Annotated in this window: 15 protein-coding genes and 1 pseudogene; 12 read left to right on the top strand and 4 right to left on the bottom strand. The window is 54.3% G+C overall.

The genetic code is table 11. From position 1 onward, the window contains the following. Positions 1-276: 276 nt before the first annotated feature. A complete protein-coding gene (locus JMJ04_RS42080; RefSeq protein WP_201376378.1) occupies positions 277-3,147 on the top strand; it encodes a serine/threonine-protein kinase in 2,871 nt (956 codons plus the stop codon). A 12-nt stretch (positions 3,148-3,159) separates the two neighbouring features. Here JMJ04_RS42080 and JMJ04_RS42075 read toward each other — a convergent pair whose 3' ends face one another. The 3 genes from JMJ04_RS42075 to JMJ04_RS42065 all read right to left on the bottom strand — a co-directional run bounded on the left by JMJ04_RS42075 (position 3,160) and on the right by JMJ04_RS42065 (position 7,121). Continuing rightward, positions 3,160-4,371: a serine hydrolase domain-containing protein gene (locus tag JMJ04_RS42075; protein WP_201376377.1), complete on the bottom strand. Its 1,212-nt coding sequence runs from the start codon at positions 4,369-4,371 to the stop codon at positions 3,160-3,162. 123 nt (positions 4,372-4,494) lie between these two features. Then, positions 4,495-5,781, bottom strand: coding sequence for a copper resistance CopC/CopD family protein (locus tag JMJ04_RS42070; RefSeq protein ID WP_201376376.1), 1,287 nt, complete (start codon positions 5,779-5,781; stop codon positions 4,495-4,497). A gap of 32 nt (positions 5,782-5,813) precedes the next feature. Continuing rightward, a complete protein-coding gene (locus tag JMJ04_RS42065) occupies positions 5,814-7,121 on the bottom strand; it encodes an MFS transporter (protein WP_201376375.1) in 1,308 nt (435 codons plus the stop codon). Positions 7,122-7,609: 488 nt separating this feature from the next. Between JMJ04_RS42065 and JMJ04_RS42060 the strand changes: the two genes are divergently transcribed. Further along, the gene (locus JMJ04_RS42060) at positions 7,610-9,526 is read left to right on the top strand and encodes a glycosyl hydrolase family 28-related protein (RefSeq protein ID WP_236039086.1); all 1,917 of its coding nucleotides are present in this window, start codon (positions 7,610-7,612) and stop codon (positions 9,524-9,526) included. Positions 9,527-9,641: 115 nt separating this feature from the next. Here the strand turns inward: JMJ04_RS42060 and JMJ04_RS42055 are convergent, their stop codons facing one another. Further along, the gene (locus JMJ04_RS42055) at positions 9,642-9,980 is read right to left on the bottom strand and encodes a YciI family protein (RefSeq protein WP_201376374.1); all 339 of its coding nucleotides are present in this window, start codon (positions 9,978-9,980) and stop codon (positions 9,642-9,644) included. A 182-nt stretch (positions 9,981-10,162) separates the two neighbouring features. On the opposite strand from JMJ04_RS42055, the gene JMJ04_RS42050 reads away from it, so the two are divergent. The 10 genes and pseudogenes from JMJ04_RS42050 to JMJ04_RS42005 all read left to right on the top strand — a co-directional run bounded on the left by JMJ04_RS42050 (position 10,163) and on the right by JMJ04_RS42005 (position 23,660). Continuing rightward, entirely contained in the window at positions 10,163-11,785 is a 1,623-nt protein-coding gene (locus tag JMJ04_RS42050) for a serine hydrolase domain-containing protein (RefSeq protein WP_201376373.1), read from the top strand. A 64-nt stretch (positions 11,786-11,849) separates the two neighbouring features. After that, complete coding sequence (locus JMJ04_RS42045) at positions 11,850-12,830, top strand: zinc-dependent alcohol dehydrogenase (RefSeq protein ID WP_201376372.1); 981 nt, start codon at positions 11,850-11,852, stop codon at positions 12,828-12,830. 225 nt (positions 12,831-13,055) lie between these two features. Then, on the top strand, positions 13,056-13,481 hold the full coding sequence (locus JMJ04_RS42040; RefSeq protein WP_201376371.1) for a response regulator: 426 nt from the start codon (positions 13,056-13,058) through the stop codon (positions 13,479-13,481). 134 nt (positions 13,482-13,615) lie between these two features. Continuing rightward, positions 13,616-13,711 (top strand): potassium-transporting ATPase subunit F, encoded by a 96-nt coding sequence (locus JMJ04_RS42035; RefSeq protein ID WP_007923303.1) that lies wholly within the window; start codon positions 13,616-13,618, stop codon positions 13,709-13,711. A gap of 44 nt (positions 13,712-13,755) precedes the next feature. Further along, positions 13,756-15,482: pseudogene (gene kdpA, locus JMJ04_RS42030) on the top strand (potassium-transporting ATPase subunit KdpA). 4 nt (positions 15,483-15,486) lie between these two features. Continuing rightward, complete coding sequence (kdpB, locus tag JMJ04_RS42025; RefSeq protein WP_201376370.1) at positions 15,487-17,625, top strand: potassium-transporting ATPase subunit KdpB; 2,139 nt, start codon at positions 15,487-15,489, stop codon at positions 17,623-17,625. 33 nt (positions 17,626-17,658) lie between these two features. Beyond that, a complete protein-coding gene (gene kdpC / locus JMJ04_RS42020) occupies positions 17,659-18,243 on the top strand; it encodes a potassium-transporting ATPase subunit KdpC (protein ID WP_420799590.1) in 585 nt (194 codons plus the stop codon). Between the two features lie 18 nt (positions 18,244-18,261). Continuing rightward, positions 18,262-19,548, top strand: a complete 1,287-nt coding sequence (locus JMJ04_RS42015; protein WP_236039080.1) for a universal stress protein — start codon at positions 18,262-18,264, stop codon at positions 19,546-19,548. A gap of 283 nt (positions 19,549-19,831) precedes the next feature. After that, the gene (locus JMJ04_RS42010; RefSeq protein ID WP_236039078.1) at positions 19,832-22,012 is read left to right on the top strand and encodes an APC family permease; all 2,181 of its coding nucleotides are present in this window, start codon (positions 19,832-19,834) and stop codon (positions 22,010-22,012) included. Positions 22,013-22,256: 244 nt separating this feature from the next. Next, positions 22,257-23,660 (top strand): sigma 54-interacting transcriptional regulator, encoded by a 1,404-nt coding sequence (locus tag JMJ04_RS42005; RefSeq protein WP_201376368.1) that lies wholly within the window; start codon positions 22,257-22,259, stop codon positions 23,658-23,660. Positions 23,661-23,675: the final 15 nt, after the last annotated feature.

The raw sequence follows: 23,675 nt of genomic DNA, 5'->3' as shown, positions 1-23,675 counted from the left end.
CGCAGGTGTATTTATTGTATAATGATCTAAATTTAATCTCCAGTTTGTATTCACGAAATGGGATTGTTGTGAGTTTGTAGCACTCTTCTGGCCTATGAGTCCTCTTTGCTTGCGAGATATGTTGTGGTGAGAAGGACGTATACTATGTTGCAGTATTGCAAACAATCATGATCCCTCTTATTCCTGTTAAGCTATTATGAGGGCGCAAAGAGTACTATTATATGGTTACTGGCTATTTTCCCCTCTGCCCAGACATGATTGAAAAAGGAGTATCTTATGCCTGAAGAGAAGGACTATCTTGGTAGACGTATTGGTAATTATCAACTTGCCTCCCGGATCAGTAGTGGTGGGTTCGGCCAGGTCTATCTTGCGCACCATACATTGCTGAAAGAGCGCGCGGTTGCTGTCAAATTGCTCCACATGTTTCTCCAGACCGAGCAAGAACGTGAGCAGTTCTTGCAGGAAGCCCAGTTTTTAGAGAGCCTTAAACATCATTATATTCTGCCACTGCTAGATGTGGGTTTTCTCGAAGGGGCGCCCACGCCCTATCTGATCACCGAGTACGCGGCGGGTGGCTCGTTGCGCGAACGCCTCAGACAAAGGCTGCCCCTCTCAATCGAGCAAACAATCACGATCCTGGCGCAGGTGGGAGAGGCGCTTGCCTTTGCGCATCAGCATAACGTCATTCACCGTGATATCAAGCCCGAGAATATTCTCTTCAATGCCCAGGGTGATGCGTTACTGGCTGATTTTGGCATTGCCACTATTGCCTCGGCCACGACGCGTTCACAACTGGTAACGTCGGTAGTGGGAACCCCATTATATATGGCCCCCGAGCAGTTCCAGGGAAAGCTGAGTCGGGAGAGCGACCAGTATGCCCTGGGGTGTATCGCCTACGAACTCTTCACAGGTCGCCAGCCCTTCCAGGCCGGAGACTTTATCGCCATTGGCTTTCTGCACGCGACTGAACAGCCTGTCTCGCTGCGTCAGTACAATCCCACGCTCCCGCTTGCAGTTGAGCAGGCGGTACTCAAGGCGCTGTCCAAGCAGCGTACGGAGCGTCACGTCGATGTACAAGCATTTGTATCAGCCCTACGGCAGGCGGTGCCTCTGCCAGAGAAAGCCGCTCCACTACAGGCTGCAAAAGTGCAAGAGCCGCAGTTTCCCGCAGTGATAACCGGACTGCCCCAGGCAATGGAAGTGCTTCGACAGACCACAGCACAGGCCACAGAGGCATCGAACTCCAACAGGGCCTTAGAAGATGCCCTCCTTGCCTGTGAGCAGGAGATACTGCGTGCCCCAACGCGCGCGGCGCTCTATAATCGCAAGGGCCTACTTTTAAGCGATCTCCTACGGGATGCACAGGCCTTAGCGTCCTTTGAGCAGGCCATTCTGCTGGAACCTTCTAATGCTGAGTTCTATTATAACAAAGGCCTTACCTTGGCGAACCTGAAGCGCTATGAAGAGGCGCTGCAGGCCTGGGACCGGGCCATCCAGATTGACCCCTCGCATATGCTCTCTTATAGCAGTAAGGGTTGGATCCTGACGCTTGTCGGTAGAGATGCAGAGGCGCTTCAAGCCTGCGAACAGGCCCTGCGCCTCGATCCCAACGATGCCGCATCCCTGACGCGTAAAGGAAATGCGCTCTGGGGTCTGGAGCGTTATCAAGAGGCCCTGGAAGCGCATGAAGACGCGCTACGCCTCAATCCACGCTATACCGCTGCCTATAACAACAAGGCTCTGGTCTTAAGCTCTATGAAGCGTTATCCCGAGGCGATAGAGGCGTATGAGCAGGCCGTGCGCACCAACCCCAACTACATCAATGCCTACATTAGCATGGCCCGCTTGCTCAATACATTGAATCGCTATGAAGAGGCCATCAAAGCCTGCGATCGCGCTATCGCGCTTGATCCCCGGAGTGCTGTGATGTATAACCGCAAGGGCCTGGCGCTGATTGGTCTCAAAAGATATCCTGAAGCGGTCGAGGTTTACAAGCGAGCGACGCAACTTGATCCCTCCTACAGCGATCCCTTTGGCAATCTCGGCTATGTGCTCTGTCTCTTGCAGCGTTATGATGAGGCCTTGCAAGCCTGCGAAGAGGCGATTCGTCTCGATCCGCAATTCACGCAGGCATATGGCAATAAGGCCTGGGTATTAAATAATCTCAAGCGGTATGACGAGGCCCTGCTGGCAAGCGAAGCCGCTCTGCGTCTGGAGCCAAATAATGTGACCTATTTGATTCGCAAGGGCAATGCCTTCCTTGGTTTGCGTCGCGATGATGAGGCGTTGCAAGTGTATGACCTTGTGTTGAGGTTGGATTCCAGCGCTATTTCCGCTTACATTAATAAAGGTATCATCTATAAATCCCAACGGCGTTACCCCGAGGCGCTACAGATGCTAGAGCAGGCGCAGCGGCTTGATCCTCGTGATGCGCTGGTCTATAGCGATAAAGGCGATATTCTCTATGAAATGAGGCGCTACCAGGAGGCTCTCGATGCCTTCGAGAAGGCTGCCGAGCTTGGTTCGCAGGATGCGAAGAGCTATCGAGACCGTGGAGATGCTCTCTATGAACTGAGGAGATATCGCGAAGCGCTGGAGATGTATGAACAGCTTATACGTCTGAGTCCCTCCTATGCTACGGGATATTATAACAAGGGCCTGGCCCTCAGCGCGCTGGAACGCCATCAAGAGGCCCTCGACGCCTTTGAGCAGTCCCTGGTGCATGACTCCACATCGCTGAAGTTTCGTAGCCGTAGAGCGCTGGCCCTCTATGATCTGGGGCGCAACCAGGAGGCCCTCGACGCATGCAATGATATCCTTCGTACCCATCCCAACGATACGATTACGTTGAATCGGAAAGGCAATGCCTTGCTGGCTTTACGGCGCTATGATGAGGCACTGGCGGCCTATGAGCAAGTGCTGCGCCTGGATGAGGACTTTGCCGCTGCCCACAACAATCGAGGCCTGATCTACAAGGCGCTCAAGCGCTATGATGAAGCGCTTGAAGCGTATAATCAGGCCTTACGCATCGATCCCAAATACGCCCTGGCTTACTACAACAAAGGCTTGATACTTAACTTGTTAGGGCGCCAGCATGAAGCCCGCGAAGCTCTGGATACAGCGCGCTCGCTGGGCTATACTGGGTAGGAGGCTGACCTCTCAATCATCGATGGCCTGATAGGCCGAGGTCCAAAAGTCGAGGCAAACTTCTGGTGGTTGTGGGGATGTCCAGGCGCGTTGGGTCATGAGGATGGTGGTCATGTCCTCTTTGGGGTCCGAGTACCAGGAGGTTCCCAGACCACCATCCCATCCATAACGTCCAGGCACCGCCGCCACATCATAGCGCCTGGTGACTATAGAGACGCCGAATCCCCAACCATGATGATCAAAGTAGCCCGAGACCAGGCCCGACTTTGCTTTTTGCTCAGGAGTTAGCTGATCGGTGATCATGGTCTCGATAGAGGGCCTGGAGAGAATGCGTGTGCCTTTGTGTTTGCCATACGTAAGCATCATCTGGGCAAAGGCCAGATAGTCGTCGATGGTTGAAACGAGTCCTCCGGCGCCCGAGGGGAAGGCCGGAGGACGACTCCATTGACCGTTTGCGGCCTCATCATAGACGGTAAGTTCTCCACTTGCGGGATCAGTCCAATAACTGGTTGCTAGTCGGTCGATCTCTGAAGGGGGTACGCTGAATCCGGTATCCTTCATGCCCAGCGGCTCGAAGACCCGTTCGCGTAAGAAGGTCTCAAGGGGTTGCCCCGAGACACGGGCGATCAATACTCCCAGGACATCCGATCCCGTGTTATACATCCACTTCTCTCCTGGCTGATGCATGAGTGGGAGCTGTCCCAGACGGCGTAGCCACTCATCGGGTGCAGGAAGCGTTGAAGGGCTTGGGGGTCCCATCCCGATCTCCTGGGCGATGGCTTCCTTCAGGATTGGATTGTCTTCTGGCGAAGCCATCATCTGCCCAAATCCCATGCGGAAGGTGAGGAGGTCACGCACCGTGATTGATCGGTTTGCAGGGACTGTATCCTCAAGCGGCCCATTTTCGCGCTTTAATACTTTGCGTTCCGCCAATTCGGGAAGCCAGCGGTCCACAGGCTCATCTAACCGCACTCTGCATTCCTCGACCAGAATCATAGTTGCCACAGCTGTGATAGGTTTGGTCATCGAGGAGATACGAAAGATGCTGTCGTGCCGCACCGGGATATGCTTATCTCTTGTCTGGGTGCCGATCGCATCGAGATGGACCTCGCCTCGGCGGCTGACCAGAGTTACAAGACCGGATACGCTGCCGCGCTCAACATGGCTTGCCATGATGTCGTGCATACGAGCGAGTCGCGCTCTGGAGAATGCTGTAACGCTCATGTTTGTTTCTCCTTTTCTGGCTGATACAAACTTTGTGCTCTCGACTGCACAGGAAAAGTGTACTAGAGAGCAAGATGGAATACTTCTCCCATCTTGCTTTCTGGCCTGGTCTTTTGCAAAGGGTCAGCGTGGAGCCGGAAGCGAGACAAGCGTTGCCGCAAGCGCGAGCATACCTAGCAGAGACAACGTCTCCAACAGCCACCAGCGTTTGCGTGAGGGCTGCTGTTGCCAATTGCTAAGGATAGCGAAGAGGAGCGGAAGACATAAAGCCAGTGCCTTGATGCCAAGCACACGACCATAGGATGTCGTGAAGAGGTCTGTTGCCTGGGTCAGGTGCAACCAGGAGAGCACAATACCCGTCAGGAACAGCTCAGCTACCGAGGCCAGGGCCAATGCGCCAAAACGAAGGAGCAGCACATTTCGATATGCCTTCGTCGCCTGAAGCCTCCAAAGCGTGAGCAAGGCAATTAGGCCACCAAGCCAGACTCCCATGGCCGTGATATGGAGTGTTGTTGCCAGTAAGGCGAGCCACGCCATCTGTGAAGAGATGGCGTGGCTCGCGTCACTATCAATAAAGGCCAGGATGCCTCCCAGGACCAGGGGGAGCGTCACGGCTCTCTTACTGCCCTGCTGGGCGATTCCAACCAGTATCCAGAGCGCCAGAGCCGCGCCAAGACGGAGGGCCAGAACGCGCCCAAAACTGGACCCCAGGATGGTTACAAGGAAGGCTATATCAAAGATCGCATGCCCCCTCAGACTGGCAGACTGCGCGATGAGAGCCGCGCTCTCGGCAAGCAGTAAGACGAGAATGCCAAGGTTGACGAGTCGCCAGATGGGCTGTTGTAGTGTCTCCCGCTGCGACGGTACGGCTGGATAGACAACCAGGCGGAGAAAGGCCAGCGCACCAAAACTGAGCGCATAGCCTAGGAAATGCAGCAGATGCGCGAGGATTTGCAACCAGAACCCTGTCGCTGAAGTGCTTTCGCTAACAGTTCCGGCCCATGCACCACCAGGATGTCCAATGCTAAAGGTAAAGCTTCCACTGGTGGGATCAGTATCCTCCGAGATGACCTGCCAGTTGACCAGGTAGGTTCCTTCTGCGCTGGCCTGAAGTGGCATACTGATCTCCTGCCCCCGCGCCTGAATGGTTTCTTGCCTGATCGCGTCTCCTGATGGAGCAAAGATCGTTATTGATTGCCCCACCAGTTGTACCGGTTCCGAGAACCACAGCCGAACCGTGGAAGGGGAGTGCGCCAGCACACTCCCCTCCGCGGGAGAAGAACTCAACAGCACGGCATGTAATGCCTGGGCATGGGCTTTGCCCGTCAGGAACATGACGAGGCTCGCGAGGAGCAATGCGATGGGCAGCACAAAACCGTACTGTCTTCTTCCGCCATGCTGGCTGTTCATATCGCCTCTCTTCTCCTATTGTGTGCTGGCTACTAAAGGGCGCCAGCAGGCTCTACTGGAACCTCTATCGCTACCTGCTTACGGCGTGTCCGGCCAATACGAATGACCATGCCTGCTGCGAACAGGCAGAGAATGCCCGCGGAAATGAAGCTAATTTGATAGCTGCCCTCCGTGGTGCGAAGCGCGCCCGCGGTATAGGCAGCCGTCGCGGCCCCAAACTGGTGAGCGGCAAAGATCCAGCCATAGACGATGCCCACCTGCTCTTTGCCGAAGATATCGGCGGCCAGGCGAGACGTGGGAGGAACAGTCGCCACCCAATCCAGGCCATAGAAGACGATGAAAACCAGCAGGAGAAGATAGGTGCTACCCAGCGCATAGGGTAGCAGGAGCAGTGACAGCCCGCGTAAACCATAATACCAGCAGAGCAGCCAGCGAGCGTCGACGCGATCAGACAACCAGCCAGATACAGTGGTTCCGATCAGGTCAAAGATGCCAATGAGCGCCAGCATACTCGCCGCCGTCACCTCTGAAATGCCGTGATCCATTGACGCGGGAATAAGGTGTGTCCCGATCAAGCCATTGGTAGAGGCGCCACAAATGAAGAAACTCCCAGCCAGGAGCCAGAAATCTTTCGAGCGCATCCCGAGCACCAGGCCCTTGATGGCATCGGAGAAGGGATTGCCAGCCGCATTCGTCGCATTCGATGGATCGTCCTCCTCTGGATCTGCGCCGTAAGGGCGTAAACCGATATCACGCGGATGATCACTAAAGAGGAGAATAACCAGGGGAAGGAGTATGAGCGCGGCGATGGCGGTCGCCCAGGCCGAAGCGCGCCAGCCCCAAGAGACCGCGAGCGAGGCAAGCAAAGGGAGAAAAACAAGCTGCCCGGTGGCATTGCTGGCCGTTAGCAATCCCATGACGAGACCTCGGTTCTTCACAAACCAGCGGTTGGCGATCAGGGCCGCCAGAACCGAGGCTATCGATCCCGTAGCCAGGCCTACCAGCACACCCCAGAGCAGATCAAGCTGCCAGGGAGCATTCATGATAGTCGTCAACCCACATGCTAGCGCGATAAAAATTAGTGCTCCGATCATGACGCGACGAATGCCCATACGTTGCATCAGAGCCGCCGCGAAAGGTCCACTCAGACCATAAAGGACAAGATTGATAGAGATCGCAAACGAAATAGTGGCGTTGCTCCAGCCAAAATTCTTCTCAAGCGGAACAATCAGGACGCTCGGCGTCGAACGCATTCCCGCCGATGCGAGGAGCGCCAGGAACGTGATGACTGCGATCAACCAGCCATAATGAAAGCGCAAACGGATATATTTTGCCAGCACAGAAATTCCCTTTCAAACGGATACAACACATCACCAGAAAACTCTACATCAGAGGTAACTCATCGGAAGCATACATGTATTCCAAATTACCGACAAAAAATACTAGTGACTCAATCCAGCAGCCATCGCGGAAGAGGCATACCATCATTGAGAAATGAGGATCCTAAGACACCTACGCGGACGAATTGAAAGGAAAGTTAAAGACGCATGTATTGCAGAAAGCGGTTTCTCACTCTATACTATGAGAGTCATGTCCCAAATGCTTTGCTTTGTTAAAAAACATTCTACATTGAAATTTATCAATGTAGTTGGCAAAGTGTAGGACAGGGAAGGCTACCTATCCTGGAAAGCCCGTCCAGGATTGAATGCTCAGGCTAGCAGGATGGCCTGAGTAAGGACATCGAGGTGTAGTTACTTATTGCGGGTTGCTTCTTCTGAACAGATGTGGGAGCCGCAGGGTTGCGGCATATTTACAAATCAAGGAGGAGATGAACTTGCGCACATTCCTTTCCCAATGGCAATGGAAGCCAGACACACACAGGACGCAACGTGTCCGCGTCGATGGCGGATGGTTGCGTGGTCTTTCGATCTTCGTTACATGCGCCCTCGTGGCCTTCGCGTGCATGATGGCTACCAGCGGCGCCGCCCCCGCACATGCGGCTTCGTTGGCGTCCAACCAATCCAATTTTGGCTCGAATGTCTATATCTTCAATCCCAGTATGCCACAGAGCCAGATTCAGGCGACAGTCGACGCCATAGCAAACCAGCAGGTCTCTAACGAGTTTGGAACTCAGCGCTATGCGCTATTGTTCGAACCTGGCACCTATGGATCTAGTACCAGCCCTCTCAATTTCAAGGTTGGCTACTATACAACCGTGGCTGGTCTCGGTCTCTCTCCCAATGATGTGGTCATCAACGGGTCCATTGATGTCTACAATCAGTGCCTGGGTACCAACAACTGCATCGCGCTCGTGAACTTTTGGCGTTCATTGTCGAACCTGACGATCAACGTCAACACCCCAAACGCCGGTTGCTACAATGGCGAGTTCTGGGCCGTGTCGCAGGCTGCGCCTATGCGCCGTGTCCACATCAACGGCCCCGTCACGCTTATGGATTATTGCTCCGGCCCGTCCTACGCGAGCGGCGGCTTCATCGCCGATTCGGCCTTCGATGGTGGCACTGTGATCAATGGCTCGCAGCAGCAGTTCATGGTCCGCAATAGCAATCTTGATGGCTGGACCAATGGGGTCTGGAACCAGGTGTTCTCAGGTGTTGTGGGCGCGCCCGCTCAGTGCTTCCCTGCCCAGTCGTCATGTGGTGGTCCCTACACTACAGTCGCGGCCAGTCCAGTGACACGCGAGGCCCCCTACCTGTATGAGGACTCCACCGGGAACTACAATGTCTTCGTGCCCTCGGCGCAGCACAACTCTGTGGGGACAACGTGGGCCGATGGCGCGACGCCCGGCTCGTCTCTCCCGCTTAAGAAGTTCTTTATCGCGCAACCTACGGATTCCGCAGCTACGATCAATGACGCATTAGGTTCTGGTCGAGACCTCATCTTGACCCCGGGCATCTATCACCTGGACCAGAGCCTTAAGGTCACGCGTCCCGATACGGTGGTGCTGGGTCTCGGTTTCCCAACCCTGATTCCTGAAAATGGAATCGTGTCCATGACGGTTGCCAGTGCCAAGGGGATCTCGATCTCGGGGATAATCTTCGACGCGGGGGTGACGAACTCGCCAGCGCTGTTGCAGGTTGGAGATGGCCATGCGCGCAGCGACCATGATGCTCCCGACCCAACCGCTCTTCAGGATGTCTTCTTCCGTATCGGCGGCGCGGAGCCGGGCAAGGCAACAAATAGCCTGGTCGTCAACAGCGACAACGTCATCCTCGATGACATCTGGGCATGGCGGGCCGATCATGGCAATGGCGTGGGCTGGACCAGCAACACAGCAGATACCGGTGTCATCGTGAACGGTGACAATGTGACTGCGTACGGCCTTTTCGTCGAGCACTATCAGAAGTACGAGGTGGTCTGGAACGGTAACGGTGGCAGCGTCATCTTCTTCCAGAATGAGATGCCCTATGATCCGCCTGCCCAGTCGGCCTGGATGGAGGCTCCTGGTGTGGATGGTTGGGCGGCCTTCAAGGTTGCCGACACTGTGACCAGCTTCGCTGGATATGGCATGGGCAGCTATAGCTTCTTCAACCAGGGAGTGGATATCTACACAGCACACGCGTTTGAGGTTCCCGCCACCCTTTCGGCATCCAGCCTCCACGATCTGCTCACAATCTTCCTCTCCACGGCCGGGTCTGGTGGTATCCAGCACGTGGTCAACGACACTGGTGGCTCATCGACCTCCGCCAACCCGGATGTCCCGGTCACCGTCGTGAGCTATCCATAAGGCAGCATGAAATGCAGCCGTGCTAGCCAGAGCAGGGCATTCACTGCTTCATAGGGAGAGCCGGATGTTGCTTCGCACAAAAGCGAAGCAACATCCGGCTCTCTTTATCGGGTTCTTATCCTGGTAAGCTATCGCCGGGGAAGCTCTGGCAGGGATGTACATCGTAGATGAAGACGCCAGCCTGGACACCTGGATCCTCATCCATAATCTTGCGCACCTCCTCCTCGCTCGCATTGAAGATGCCGATACCTGCGACGTCACTGTCGTCCGTGACCCGACATATGATCGGCAGCAGGCCAGCCATACGCAACTCCATATTCCTACATCCGTGCTGCCAGATGATATCTCTGACTCCTTCCATCCCTATCTTTGGCCCTGCCTTCAAAATAACCACACAATACGGTCTGCTCTTTGCCAGCATCTCGCGCATAAATTCTTCTGTGATTTGTGGCATAAGCTCTTTCTCTACTCTCTCAATTGCAAAAAAACATTGCGCCGCCAAAATAGCATTATACCACCAGAACTTGAGTGGAGACTGGCTGTGCTGTGCCAGAGGAACTGAGCTTGAAGGTGCATCCTTTGCTGGCCGTCAATATGATACACTTTCTATAAAAACGCTGAGAAGGATAGCAAATCATGGTCAATCTTGCTCCAGCCTATGCCGCTCTGGATCATTTTCTTGAAGAGAAAATACAGCAAGCAAACATTCCTGGTATGGTAGTGGCCCTTACGGATCGGGAACACTTGCTGCGCGTTTTTACGTACGGCTTTGCTGATATTGCCACGCGCGCCCCTGTAACCCCTGATACGCTCTTTGAAATCGGCTCCATTAGCAAATCATTTACCTCCATGCTCCTTCTGCAATTGCAGGCTGAGGGACGTCTCGATCTGCACGCGCCTGTGACGCGCTATCTCCCCTGGTTTCAAGTGCAGTCTACCTATGAACCCATTACCGTACACCATCTGCTGAGTCACACGGCTGGTATCACCTCTGGGGTAGATTTTGCGCCAAGTTCCCGCTATAGCACATGGGCCTTACGTGAAACCACGGCGGCCTCCGCGCCAGGCACCCATTACCATTACTCTAACGTTGCCTATCAGGCACTCGGCTATCTGCTGGAAGAACTACTCCACCAGCCATACGCGCAGATTCTGCAAGAGCGTCTTCTGACGCCCCTGGGTATGCATGCTACTGAGCCGGTGTTCACACATGAGACACGCAAACGCCTGGCCGTTGGGTATGAGTATTTTTATGATGATCGTCCCAACCTTACCGCAAGCGCTCTTGCGCCTGCGACCTGGCTTGAGTGTGGAGCTGGAGATGGCAGCATTGCTGCGACAGCCGCCGACCTGGCAATCTATCTGCGCCTACTTCTCAACAAAGGACAGGGGTCACAGGTCCTCTCCGAGGCAAACTATCACCTGATGACACAACGCTTGATACAGATGGAAAAAGGCGCCTTTTATGGCTACGGCTTGTTTACCAGTGAGCGAGATGGTAGTAGGGCGATTGGACATCATGGGGAGATGGTTGGCTATCGCTCCATCCTCCTGGCAGATCCTGAGCTTGGCCTGGGGACAATCATCTTCGTCAATGGCCCAGCAAATCCTTTTGGCATCGCCAACTTTGCGCTTAAACTGTTGCGTGCTGCTTCTCTTGGAGAAACATTGCCAGAGCCTCCAGCCCTCTCTACAGCACTCCCCATCGAACACGTGGCTGAATATACAGGGACATATCGTTGTGGCGACAACGACAAGGTACTTGTTATCACCCATGAAAAGGGGCAATTGAGGCTTGAGTATCAAGGCGAGGGGATTCTACTGGCAAGGCTTAATGCCTCGCCCGATGTCTTCTACACAGATCATCCCGCTTTTGCGCTCTATCCTCTCCGCTTTGTACGCGACAAAGGCAAGATCATCGAACTCTATCATGGTTCAGACTGGTATGTGAGTGAGCAAGCTATGGCATCCACTACATTTACTCCTCCTCCACATTGGGAGACCTATGTCGGCCACTATCGTTCCTACAATCCCTGGCTGAGCAATTTTCGCATTGTGTTGCGTAAAGGAGCGCTGATATTCATCTATCCTTCCGGAGAGGAAAAGAAACTCACTGCGCTTGACAACGCCTCAAGCTCCTTCCGCATTGGTGAAGAGGAGTACGAACCTGAATGCATCCACTTCGACACAGTGGTGAGCCAGCGGGCCTTACGAGCGAGCATTGCGGGTGGCGACTATTTCCGCACGTTTACGCCATAGCATCTGCATTTGTTCTATTTGCTCTGAAAGTATGGTAAAAGAGCAAAAAAGGAAGAGTTTCTTCATGGAATCAAACAATAGAGCACGTACAACTTCGCGCCTGTATCTCACCGCTCCCAGGAGGTTGGCGTGGATCACCGAAGAACTGCCACCTCTTGGCCCACACGACGTTCTGGTGCAAACCAGCACGGGAGCCATTAGTATTGGTAGTGAGTTGCCCCTATATAGGGGCAACTCGCGTGCCAGTCGTCTTCCTCACTATCCACGAAGCGTGGGTTATGAGAGCGTAGGCATTGTAGTGGCTTGTGGTTCTGCGGTACAGCGAGTTCGGCGCGGAGAGCGTGTTGTAGCTTTTTATGGACATCACACGTATGCAGTCGTACCAGAAACGCAGGTTATCGTAGTGCCTGATGGGGTCTCTGATGCGCTCGCGATTTTGAGTATTTTGACGTGCGATACAGCCAAGGGCGTGCGTAAGGTCGCTCCCAGGCCGGAGGAAATAGCCCTTATCACTGGTTCTGGTGTGATTGGGCTGCTAACACTCTTTATTTTGCGTGCCTATGGTGTGGTCCAGGTCGATGTGGTAGAACCACTGGCAGAGAGGCACGCATTGGCACGCCTGTTAGGTGCACAACATGTTTGGCGTTCACAGGATATGCCCAGCGAGAGTAGGGAATATGCTGTTGCCTTCGAGTGCTCCAGCCGCAACGAGGCATTTGCTCTCCTTCAAAAGCAGGTTCAACACCATGGGCGCATCTGCATCACTGCCGATGGAAATATTGAGCCGCTTGTACTGACCTCTGACTTTCATGAGAAAGAGCTGCATATCGTTGGATCGAGTGATGGTTGGGATTATCACACTCATGCCGCATGGTATTTTCGCCATGTGCAGCAGTACGCGACATGCCTGGAGCAACTTTTTGAATTGCGCGTAGCTCGCGCTGAGCTGATCTCAACGTTTGAGCGGTTGGCGCTAGGTGAGATTCGCCCATTAAAGGTCCTCGTTTCCTATGAGAATGCAATGAACCCAGTTGTTGAAGCCTGATAAAAAAATTCAAAGTATTGAGCAAATTTTTAGTTGTCTCTCTCCTCTCTTGATGCCACTCTGAGCGAATAAGCGATACGATGTGTCCAGGAAAACGCTGAGATGCCCAATAGCCTGGCGGATGCAAGGTGGCTGGACACATGACATTCGCTGTTGGGCCTCACAACTTCCTTCTATACGTGTACCACGTCTACCCGTACTCACCATTCAACGAGGGGCCTTGAGATGCAGCAAGCACATATTCTTCTAGTGGAAGACGACGCCATGTTACGCAGTCTGATTGAGCAGAACCTGGTAGCTCGGGGACACAGTGTATGGTGCGCCTGTGCCGCCGAAGATGCGCTTGCTCATTTGCGTGCGGAGTCGTTTGACCTGGTGCTCCTGGATATTAATCTCTCTGAGCACACGGGCTGGGATGTACTACGCATCGCCCAGCAGGAACACCTGCTTGTGCCTTGCCGGAAAGAGGGGAGTATACCGGTCGAAAAACTTCCAGTTGTGATCCTATCTGCGGTACGCGTCAGTCCTCGTCGATTGGCGGAGTTTCACCCGCTGGCCTATCTGCCCAAGCCGTTTCCAATGGATGCGCTTATCCGATTGGCTGCCAACGCGGCGACGAAGCATGTCCGCGAAGTGAAGACAAGTGACTAGCAGGAAATGAGGAGGGAAAGGAACCAATGTCCGATATCGTGCTTGACCTGGTTGTCGTGATCGCAACGGTCGCTTTTTTCTTTGTTTGTATTGGCTTTACCTATGTCTGTGATCGTTTGTAGCAGAGGTCAAAAATGAATTCGCCTATAGAGTATATCCTGGTGGGCATAATTGCTTTGGGGCTTATCGTCTATCTCGCGATTGCCCTGTTGATGCCCGAGAAATTTTAAAGACGTATGTTAAAGATTGAGGTGAGGTTGAAAAAATTATGCCTGTGACGATGAATGCGATCTTGCAGGTGCTTGTCTATGTAGTGCTCCTGGTTCTGGTCACCAAACCGCTGGGACTTTACATGACCAGGGTCTTTGCAGGTGAGCGTACCTGGCTCTCGCCTGTGCTGGTGCCGGTAGAGCGCCTCTTCTACAAGCTTTGCGGAGTACGCAAGGAGGAAGAGCAGCGCTGGACTGGCTACACTATCTCAATGCTGCTTTTTAGCATAGCTGGCATGTTGTTGCTCTATTTGCTTGAGCGCACCCAGCAGTGGCTGCCTTTCAATCCCCAGCAAATGGGGCGGTCGCTCCCGGCCTGGCATTTAATACGGCCGCCAGTTTTACGACCAATACCAACTGGCAGGCCTATACCGGCGAGCAGACCATGAGTTATCTGACCCAGATGGCGGGCCTCGCGTTCCATAACTTTGTCTCGGCTGCGACGGGTATTGCGCTGGCCGTGGCCTTTATTCGTGGCCTGTCGCGTCGGAGCGCGCAGCACCTGGGCAACTTTTGGGTTGATGTAACACGCTGTATTCTGTACATCCTGTTGCCCATCAGTATTATTGGTGCCCTGGTCCTGGTTTCGCAGGGCGTGGTGCAGAACTTTAATGCTTATACGGTTGTTCACACGCTTGATGGCGTCACACAAACTATCGCGCAAGGACCTGTGGCCTCCCAGGAGTTCATTAAAGAGTTTGGCACGAATGGCGGTGGCTTCTTCAATGCCAACTCGGCGCATCCCTTTGAGAATCCCAATGTCATCACCAACATGCTTGAAATGTTGGCCATCTTCGCGATTCCCGCTGGTCTCGTCTATATGTTTGGCCGTATGGTTGGCAATACGAAGCAAGGTTGGGCGATCTGGTACGCCATGTTTGCGCTCTTCCTGCTCGGCGTCGCGGTGGCATTGCCCATGGAGCAGGTCGGCAACCCTATGTTGACGAAGCTTGGCGCCAATCAAGCGGTGACGGCTCAGCAGGTGGGTGGCAATATGGAGGGCAAAGAGGTGCGCTTTGGCATCGCGCAATCCACGCTCTTCGCGGTAATTACTACTGACGCCTCATGCGGGGCGGTGAATGGCTTCCATGATAGCTACACGCCGCTGGGGGGCCTGGTTCCACTCGCTAATATTGCCCTGGGTGAAATCGTCTTTGGTGGTGTTGGCTCAGGTCTCTACGGTATGCTGATCTTCGCCATTCTGGCAGTCTTTATTGCTGGCCTGATGGTTGGGCGCACCCCTGAATACCTTGGGAAGAAGATTGAGCAGAAAGAGATGAAGATGGCCGCGCTGGCTATCCTGATACTTCCGGCGAGCATCCTTGGCTTCTCAGCCATCGCGAGTGTTCTGCCAGCAGGGACAAGCTCTATTCTCAATTCGGGACCGCATGGTTTGTCAGAGATTCTCTACGCCTATACGTCTGGTACCGGCAACAATGGTTCAGCCTTTGCGGGCCTCTCGGCGAACACCAATTTATATAACTGGACGCTTTCGTTCGCGATGCTGGTAGGACGTTTCCTCTTCGTCATTCCGGTGATGGCCCTGGCCGGTTCGCTGGTCACGAAGAGAGTGGTGCCCGCCAATGCTGGTACCTTCCCAACTACTGGCCCGCTGTTTGTCAGCCTGCTGGTGGGTGTGGTAATTATCGTAGGCGCGTTGACCTACTTCCCGGCCTATGCGCTAGGACCAATCGTTGAGCATTTGCTGATGCTGTCGGGCAAGGTGTTTTAAAAAAATGAGTATAGAGACTGATACCATAGAGCAGACAGAGTCATTAGAGTCGAAGCAGTGGAAGACACGACGCAAGAGCGCCAGCTCCATCTTCAATGGTCCGATCCTTCGCCGGGCGATGGTCGATTCATTGAAAAAGCTGGATCCACGCTGGCAGTTGAAAAACCCGGTCATGTTTGTGGTCGAGGTAGGTAGCGTCATTACGACGATTGAGTGGGTGCGGCTGCTACTTCAAGGCCCTGTAAGCGAGATGTGGTTTACTCTGGGCGTCGCCTTCTGGCTCTGGTTTACGGTAATCTTCGCTAACTTCGCCGAGGCCATGGCCGAGGGGCGTGGTAAGGCCCAGGCCGACGCGCTGCGCAGCACACGTACCTCCATGATGGCGAAGCGCCTGAAGACAAGCGAGCGCCAGGCAGGTTTTACCGAGGTACAGGCGCCCGATCTGCGCAAGGGTGACCTGGTCCTGGTCGAGGCTGGCGAGGTGATTCCAGGTGATGGCGATGTCATTGAGGGTGTGGCCTCGGTTGATGAGTCGGCGATCACGGGTGAGTCCGCACCCGTGATTCGCGAGAGTGGTGGTGATCGTAGCGCGGTCACTGGCGGCACGCGGGTGCTCTCTGACTGGATCGTGGTGCGCATCAGTGCCAACCCTGGTGAGTCGTTCCTGGATCGCATGATTGCCCTGGTCGAGGGGGCAGCGCGCCAGAAGACGCCAAATGAGATCGCGCTCAACATCCTGCTGGCCAGCCTGACGATCATCTTTATGCTGGCGGTCATCACCTTGGAGCCGTTCGCCATTTACTCGGGCAGCCCGGTGGCGATTACGACCCTGATCGCATTGCTGGTCTGTCTTATCCCGACGACCATTGGTGGTCTGCTCTCTGCGATTGGTATCGCGGGCATGGACCGCATGGTGCAGCGCAATGTGCTGGCGATGAGCGGACGCGCCGTTGAGGCTGCGGGTGACGTGGATGTGTTGCTGCTGGATAAGACAGGTACGATCACTCTGGGTAACCGCATGGCGAGCCGCTTTGTGCCTCTGAAGGGCATTGAAGAGCGCGAGCTGGCTGAGGCGGCTCTGCTCTCCAGCCTGGCTGATGAGACGCCCGAGGGCCGCTCCATTGTTAAGCTTGCCGAAGAGCAGTATGATCTGCAGATTTCTGCCAATACAGATGAGGCGATCTTTATCCCTTTCTCGGCTCAGACACGCATGAGTGGGGTCGATTTCCAAACCAGGACTGGTACACGCTCGATTCGTAAAGGTGCTGGTGATGCCCTTAATCGATATGCAGCTGAGAATGGTGGCTCTGCCAGCGAAGAGCTGACGCAGTTGGTAGAGGATATTGCGCGAGCTGGTAGTACGCCGCTCGTGGTTGCCGACAATGGCGGCGCCAATGGTTCGGCGCGCTTGCTCGGTGTAATCGAGCTAAAGGATATCGTCAAGGGTGGTATGCGTGAGCGCTTTGAGCAGTTGCGCAAGATGGGTATTCGCACCATCATGATCACAGGCGACAATCCGTTGACCGCAGGCGCTATCGCCAAAGAGGCTGGTGTCGATGACTTCCTGGCTCAGGCCACGCCCGAGACCAAGATGAAGCTGATCGGGGAGCAGCAGGCGGGTGGTCGCCTGGTGGCCATGACCGGTGATGGCACTAATGATGCCCCCGCCCTGGCACAGGCAGATGTTGGCGTGGCCATGAATACAGGCACCCAGGCGGCGAAAGAGGCCGCGAACATGGTCGACCTGGACTCGAATCCGACTAAGTTGATCGAAGTCGTCGAGGTTGGGAAGCAGTTACTCATGACGCGTGGCGCGTTGACCACCTTTAGTATTGCTAACGATGTCGCCAAATACTTCGCCATTATTCCGGCGATGTTCTCGGTAGCGTTCCCGGTGCTGAATGCGCTCAATATTATGCATCTGGCAACGCCACATAGCGCGATTCTCTCGGCAGTCATCTTTAACGCGATCATCATTATTCTCTTGATTCCGCTGGCCCTGCGTGGCGTCAACTACAAGCCGCTAGGGGCGGGTCCACTGCTGCGGCGTAACCTGCTCATCTACGGCGTAGGTGGTTTGATTGTCCCATTTATTGGCATTAAATTGATTGACCTGCTGCTCGTGTTGTTGCATCTCGCGTAGGAGTTGCGGAAGGAGAGAGACATGGCTCTTGAGATGAAGAAGCAAATTCGTCCAGCGATAGTGCTGACCCTTTTGTTGACAGTGGTCACGGGGTTACTCTATCCTGGTATTGTAACGGGCCTGGCGCAACTGCTTTTCCCCTCCCAGGCCAACGGTAGCTTGCACACCGTTAATGGACAGGTGATTGGCTCAGACCTGATCGGGCAGTACTGGACCGCGCCGAAATACTTTCATGGTCGTCCCTCCGCGACGGTCTCTGTGACCGATAGTAGTAAGAGTGAGCCATACAATGCGCAGAACTCTGCTGCATCAAACCTGGGTCCTACGAACAAAAATCTACAGGATGCTGTTCAGGAACGGGTGAAGGAACTGCAAAAAGAGAACCCTGGTGTTCCAGTGCCGGTTGACCTGGTGACCACTTCGGGTTCGGGCCTGGACCCAGACATTTCGGTCGCGGGCGCCCTCTTCCAGGTACCACGCATCGCTAAAGAGCGAGGTATGAGTGAGGACCAGGTACGGGCATTGGTCATGAAGCATGTCCAGGGGCGGTTCCTGGGGATTCTGGGCGAGGAGCATGTGAATGTCCTTGAGCTTAATTTAGCGCTAGACGGTAAATAAGTTAGTAATATCAGGATAATGATGGACACGTCAAATCCTAATAATAATCGGCGTGAGGATGGACGCCTAGATCCTGAAGCGCTGCTGAATCGGTATAAACTACGCGATAGTGACGTAGGGGTTCCATCCCCTACGTCACTCGACGATGTGAGCGATCCGACGCCAGGACGTGGTCGTCTCCGCGTGTATCTAGGCGCCTCCGCTGGCGTAGGTAAGACCTATGCCATGCTTAACGAGGGGCGACGACGGAAAGAGCGTGGCACCAATGTTGTGATTGGCTATGTCGAGACACATAAGCGCCAGAATACCGCCGAGCAGATTGGCGACCTGGAGATTGTGCCGCGCAAGAAGATCGAGTACCGTGGAGTGATATTGGAGGAGATGAATACGGATGCTGTTATAGCACGGCATCCCCAAGTCGCACTTGTTGATGAACTGGCGCATACCAATGTTTCGGGTTCGAAGCATCGCAAACGCTATAAAGATGTGCAGGAACTTCTGGATGCCGGCATCGATGTGATTACAACACTCAACGTCCAACATCTGGAGAGTCTGAATGACCTGGTTGAGAATATCACCGGCATTCGCGTGCGTGAGACGCTCCCCGACTCGATTCTCGACCAGGCTGATGAAGTAGAACTGGTCGATATAGCCCCCAGTGCATTGCGACAGCGAATGCTGCATGGCAATATTTATCCACCCGAGCGTATTGAGCCTGCGCTGAAGAATTTCTTTCGCGAGGGCAACCTGACGGCCCTGCGCGAGATCGCCCTGCGCCTGACAGCCAATAAAGCCGAGTCACAGCTACAGGCATATATGACCGGGCATGCCATTACCGGCGCCTGGGCTACCAATGAGCGTGTGCTGGTCGGATTCGATCATCGCGTTCAGAGCCGACTCATTATTCGTGACGCCTGGCGCCTGGCTCATGGTCTGCACGCGGACCTGGTCGCGGTCTCTATCGAACTTGAGGGATATACGGCTCTGCAACGCCAGATCCTGGCTTTCCTTAAATATGGCAGTGGAGCAAAGAGATACCTTGAAGAGGCGAAGCAGTGCCTGGAGGAACATGCTCTGTTCGCGGAGGACCTTGGAGCTGAAGTCGTACGCCTCAAGAGCAGCGACATTGCGACCGCCCTGGCCCAGGTCTCGCGCGAGCAACGGATTACGCAACTGGTCATCGGCCAACCGACGCACACTCGCCTGGAGGAGTTTTTCTTCGGCTCGGTCGTCAATAAGTTGCTGCGTTTGCATGTCAATGTCGATATCCATGTCGTACCCCTGGAGCGAGCGCAGGTTAATTAAGAGCAGAAAAACGCTGGGGTAGAAAGGCCACAGGCCTTTCTACCCCAGCGTTTTTCTGCTCTTAATTGTAGGGGTGAGGCAGGTGCTTTTGAGAGTTTGTGTGTGCTTTGAGTATTTTTTTTGAGCATGTCGTTGGGAGTGAGGAGCAAATTTTTAGCGCTCTTCTTCATTTCTTTAGACAATCTTTAGGTATCCTAAGGTATAAATGCTATGAGGCAAGCATTTAAGAAAGACACAGTGGCGCGCTATGCCTGTACATATACATAGAGAAGGGTTTTGATTTATGGAGCACAAGGACGTTCAGGCTTCCTCGCAGGAGTATGAACCGGCTGGTCCGGCTGTGGCATCGTCTACACAGGTATCAGGTGAACAAGATGGATTACTAAATGAGGAGGATCCCTCACTTCTGGCGCGTGCGCAACTGGTCCCAGGAAAGTTGCCAGGGCATGAGCGTATTCGCATTGTGCGCCCAAGTCATTCCTCACTCCGGCGTGTTGGAGATGGCGTGTTGGAGGCGACGGAAGCCTCACTGGCCCCCAGAAGTGGCCGCGAGCAGGTCACCTACCGGGTCAAGCGCTTCTTAATTGGTTCGCCACTTACTAATGCCCAGGCTGCTCACGAGCGCTTAACCAAGTTTAAAGCTCTGGCAGTGCTCTCCTCGGATGCGATCTCTTCGGTGGCGTACGCGACGGAGGCTAGTATGGTGGCCTTGCTCGCGGCAGGGGCCATGGCAACTGGTATAGTTTTTCCTATCAGCATCGCCATTGTGCTCTTACTGGCCATTGTGGCCATCTCTTATCGCCAGACGATTCCCGCCTATCCCGGTGGTGGTGGCTCCTATATCGTCGCCAAGGATAACCTGGGTACTCTGCCCGGCCTGGTCGCCGCAGCCTCGCTCTTGATTGACTATATTCTCACGGTGTCGGTAAGCGTCTCCTCAGGCGTTCAGAACCTTGCCTCGGTCTTTCAGGGCCTGGGACCGTATGTGGTTGCCATCGATGTTGCGCTCGTGATCTTGATTACGATTGTGAACCTGCGCGGTATTCGTGAGTCTGGCTCTGTCTTTGCCATCCCCACCTACTTCTTTATCGCAAGCGCTGTGATCATGATCGTTGGTGGACTCTTCAAGGCCTATCTCATCGATCATCAACCTTTTATGGCTGCTTTCCATCCCCCTACGGGCATAACAGGTACGGAGCCGGTCTCGATCTTCTTGATCCTCAAGGCCTTTGCCTCGGGCTGTTCGGCCATGACGGGTGTTGAGGCCATCTCCAATGGCGTGCCTGCCTTTAAAAAGCCGGAGACGAAAAACGCAGCCATTACGCTGACCTGGATGGCTAGTATCCTGGCGATTTTGTTTATTGGTATCACCCTGCTGGCTATGGCCTATGGTGTCACGCCTCAAGTTGGTGGCAACCCTACCGTTATCGCCCAGATTGCGCAGAAGGTCTTTCAGGGGCCTTTTGCCTTCTTCTTCCCCATCTTCCAACTGTCAGTGCTCTTCATCCTGGTGCTGGCGGCTAACACGAGCTATGCTGACTTCCCCCGCCTGGCATCCTTGCTAGCGCGTGATCATTTCTTGCCGCACCAGTTTGCCTTCCGTGGTGATCGCCTGGCCTTCTCAACGGGTATCGTTGTCCTGGCTATTTTCGCGAGCGCGCTCCTGATAATCTTTAAGGGGAGCACTGATGCTTTGATCGGTCTATATGCTGTCGGTGTCTTCATGTCCTTTACGCTCTCACAGAGCGGAATGGTCATTCACTGGTGGCGCTTGCGCTCGACGGAACGTGGTTGGCAGCGCAAGATCAGCATTAACGCTCTGGGCGCCTGTACCACGCTTGTGGTGGCGATTGTGATTGCCTGGACGAAATTCTTAGAGGGCGCGTGGGTTGTCGTGATCCTGATCCCGATCCTGGTGCTGATGTTTATGAGTATTCATAAGCACTATCATGGCGTTGAGCGTCAGCGAACCACAACGGTACCTGGACGCGCGGCGGAGATCAAGCATCTCTTTATTGTACCGATTGCAGCTATGGACCGTGTCTCGGTCCAGAGTATCGCCTATGCGCGCTCAATCACGAAAAACGTGGTTGCGGTCCATGTCTCGATTGACGAAGGAGACACAGACAAGGTGCGTGCTACCTGGCAGGATTGGGCCAAACGTCTGCCAAGTGATGATAAGACCATGCTGGTCGTGATCGAGTCGCCGTATCGCTCGCTGTATCGCCCAATCCTTGATTATATCGATTCGGTGAAAGAGCTTTACCCGGAGTTTACAATCACCGTGCTTCTGCCCGAGTTTGTGGTCGCGCACTGGTGGGAGCATTTCCTGCACAACCAGACGGCCTTGCGCCTGAAGGCCGCGTTGCTCTTCCGTCCGGGTATTGTGGTCACGAGTATGCCCCAACACCTGCCCTCGCGCATCCCCGACATGGCTGAGATCGCGGAGTTGAGTGGCCGCTAAAGTTTTGTTGTAGATAGAGAAGAATCCCCTGGCGGCCGCCAGGGGATTCTTCTCTATCTACAACAAATAACATAGATGAGCTTACATCCTGTCTCTTGCGTTTTCTTGTACCAGGCTGTAGAATCATAGTGGTTCCACCTCTGTCTGGTATCGTGGGGCCCATGCAGGAGCAAATGCTGTTTCCTCTCGCGCTCGCATGCGTCCACATGAAGCCAATCCCCAAGAAAGGTAGCATAGAAACTCAATGTCAATCACTACTCGGCCGCGAACTATTGGAGAGTTGCGTGCAAGTGGCTACAAGGTGCTCTCGGTCAAAGAGGAGATGCGCAAAAACTTGATTGCCAAGATTCGCGCAGGTGAAGAGTTGTTCCCTGGGATTGTTGGCTATGAAGAGACGGTTATTCCCCAAATCGAGAATGCCATCCTTTCAGGTCAGGATATCATCTTCCTTGGTGAGCGAGGACAGGCCAAGACGCGTATGGCCCGTAGCCTGGCGAATCTGTTGGATGACGAGGTTCCCGTGATCGCGGGATGTGAGATAAATGATAGTCCCTATGAGCCGATTTGTAAGGCCTGTCGCGATAAAGTCGCCCAGTCTGGCGAAGAGGTAGAGATCGCCTGGTTGCCCCGTGATCGACGTTATGGTGAAAAATTGGCGACTCCAGATATAACGATCTCTGACCTGGTGGGTGAGGTTGATCCCATCCGTGTGGCGGAGGGGCGCTATCTCTCGGACGAACTGACCATTCACTATGGCATGATCCCGCGTACCAATCGTGGTATCTTCTGTATTAATGAGCTACCGGACCTGGCTGAGCGTATTCAGGTGGGCCTGCTCAACATCATGGAAGAGCGCGACGTGCAGATTCGCGGCTACAAAATTCGCCTGCCCCTGGACGTCTACGTGGTGGCCAGTGCCAACCCCGAGGACTATACCAATCGTGGGCGTATCATTACGCCGTTGAAGGACCGTATCGGTTCTGAGATCCGCACGCACTATCCCCGCGGACTTGAGCATGAGATCAATATCATGGAGGCCGAGAGCACGCACTTCCCGACCGAGGGGCTTGAGATCGTTGTCCCCAAGTTTATGAAGGAAGTGATCGCTGAGGTCACACAACTGGCGCGCATCAGTAACGACATTAGCCAGCGTTCAGGTGTCAGTGTGCGCGTGTCGGTCTCAAACTTTGAGAACGTGCTGAGCAACGCTGTGCGCCGCGCCCTGCGCCTCAACGAGCGCTCGGCTGTGCCGCGTGTGAGCGACCTCTCGGCGATTCTGGCCTCGACCTGTGGCAAGATCGAGCTGGACGCGGTAGGGGATGTCAAAGAGGAGCGTGTTGTACAGAAACTCGTTAACTCGGCTATCCTCAACATCTTCGGCGAATACTTCGAGCAGCGTGACTTTGACCAACTGGTGGCGGGTTTTGAGAAGGGCCTGAATGTCCAGGTTGGAGATGATATGTCGTCCATGGAGTACGTCAACCAGCTTTCCAAAGTGGGAGGCTTGAGTAAGGCTATTGATAAGCTGAATGGACGCGGCAACCCTGCGAGCATCGCCTCCTCCATTGAGTTTATTCTCGAAGGGCTGCACCTGAATCGGCGTCTCAACAAGGATGAGGTCAGAGGCAAGGTGCGCTATCGCCGGTAACTTTTATGCGGAAAC

Origin of the sequence: Ktedonobacter robiniae (genome assembly GCF_016587375.1) — a bacterium.
Taxonomy (GTDB): Bacteria; Chloroflexota; Ktedonobacteria; order Ktedonobacterales; family Ktedonobacteraceae; genus Ktedonobacter; species Ktedonobacter robiniae.
The sequence above is the reverse complement of the archived record's forward strand: the minus strand, read 5'-3'. Positions and strand labels throughout refer to the sequence as shown.

Coding starts and splice junctions, on each gene's coding strand:
- JMJ04_RS42080 (WP_201376378.1), top strand. CDS start 277: ATGCCTGAAGAGAAGGACTATCTTGGTAGACGTATTGGTAATTATCAA.
- JMJ04_RS42075 (WP_201376377.1), bottom strand. CDS start 4,371: ATGAGCGTTACAGCATTCTCCAGAGCGCGACTCGCTCGTATGCACGAC.
- JMJ04_RS42070 (WP_201376376.1), bottom strand. CDS start 5,781: ATGAACAGCCAGCATGGCGGAAGAAGACAGTACGGTTTTGTGCTGCCC.
- JMJ04_RS42060 (WP_236039086.1), top strand. CDS start 7,610: ATGAACTTGCGCACATTCCTTTCCCAATGGCAATGGAAGCCAGACACA.
- JMJ04_RS42055 (WP_201376374.1), bottom strand. CDS start 9,980: ATGCCACAAATCACAGAAGAATTTATGCGCGAGATGCTGGCAAAGAGC.
- JMJ04_RS42050 (WP_201376373.1), top strand. CDS start 10,163: ATGGTCAATCTTGCTCCAGCCTATGCCGCTCTGGATCATTTTCTTGAA.
- JMJ04_RS42045 (WP_201376372.1), top strand. CDS start 11,850: ATGGAATCAAACAATAGAGCACGTACAACTTCGCGCCTGTATCTCACC.
- JMJ04_RS42040 (WP_201376371.1), top strand. CDS start 13,056: ATGCAGCAAGCACATATTCTTCTAGTGGAAGACGACGCCATGTTACGC.
- JMJ04_RS42035 (WP_007923303.1), top strand. CDS start 13,616: ATGAATTCGCCTATAGAGTATATCCTGGTGGGCATAATTGCTTTGGGG.
- kdpB (WP_201376370.1), top strand. CDS start 15,487: ATGAGTATAGAGACTGATACCATAGAGCAGACAGAGTCATTAGAGTCG.
- kdpC (WP_420799590.1), top strand. CDS start 17,659: ATGAAGAAGCAAATTCGTCCAGCGATAGTGCTGACCCTTTTGTTGACA.
- JMJ04_RS42015 (WP_236039080.1), top strand. CDS start 18,262: ATGATGGACACGTCAAATCCTAATAATAATCGGCGTGAGGATGGACGC.
- JMJ04_RS42010 (WP_236039078.1), top strand. CDS start 19,832: ATGGAGCACAAGGACGTTCAGGCTTCCTCGCAGGAGTATGAACCGGCT.
- JMJ04_RS42005 (WP_201376368.1), top strand. CDS start 22,257: ATGTCAATCACTACTCGGCCGCGAACTATTGGAGAGTTGCGTGCAAGT.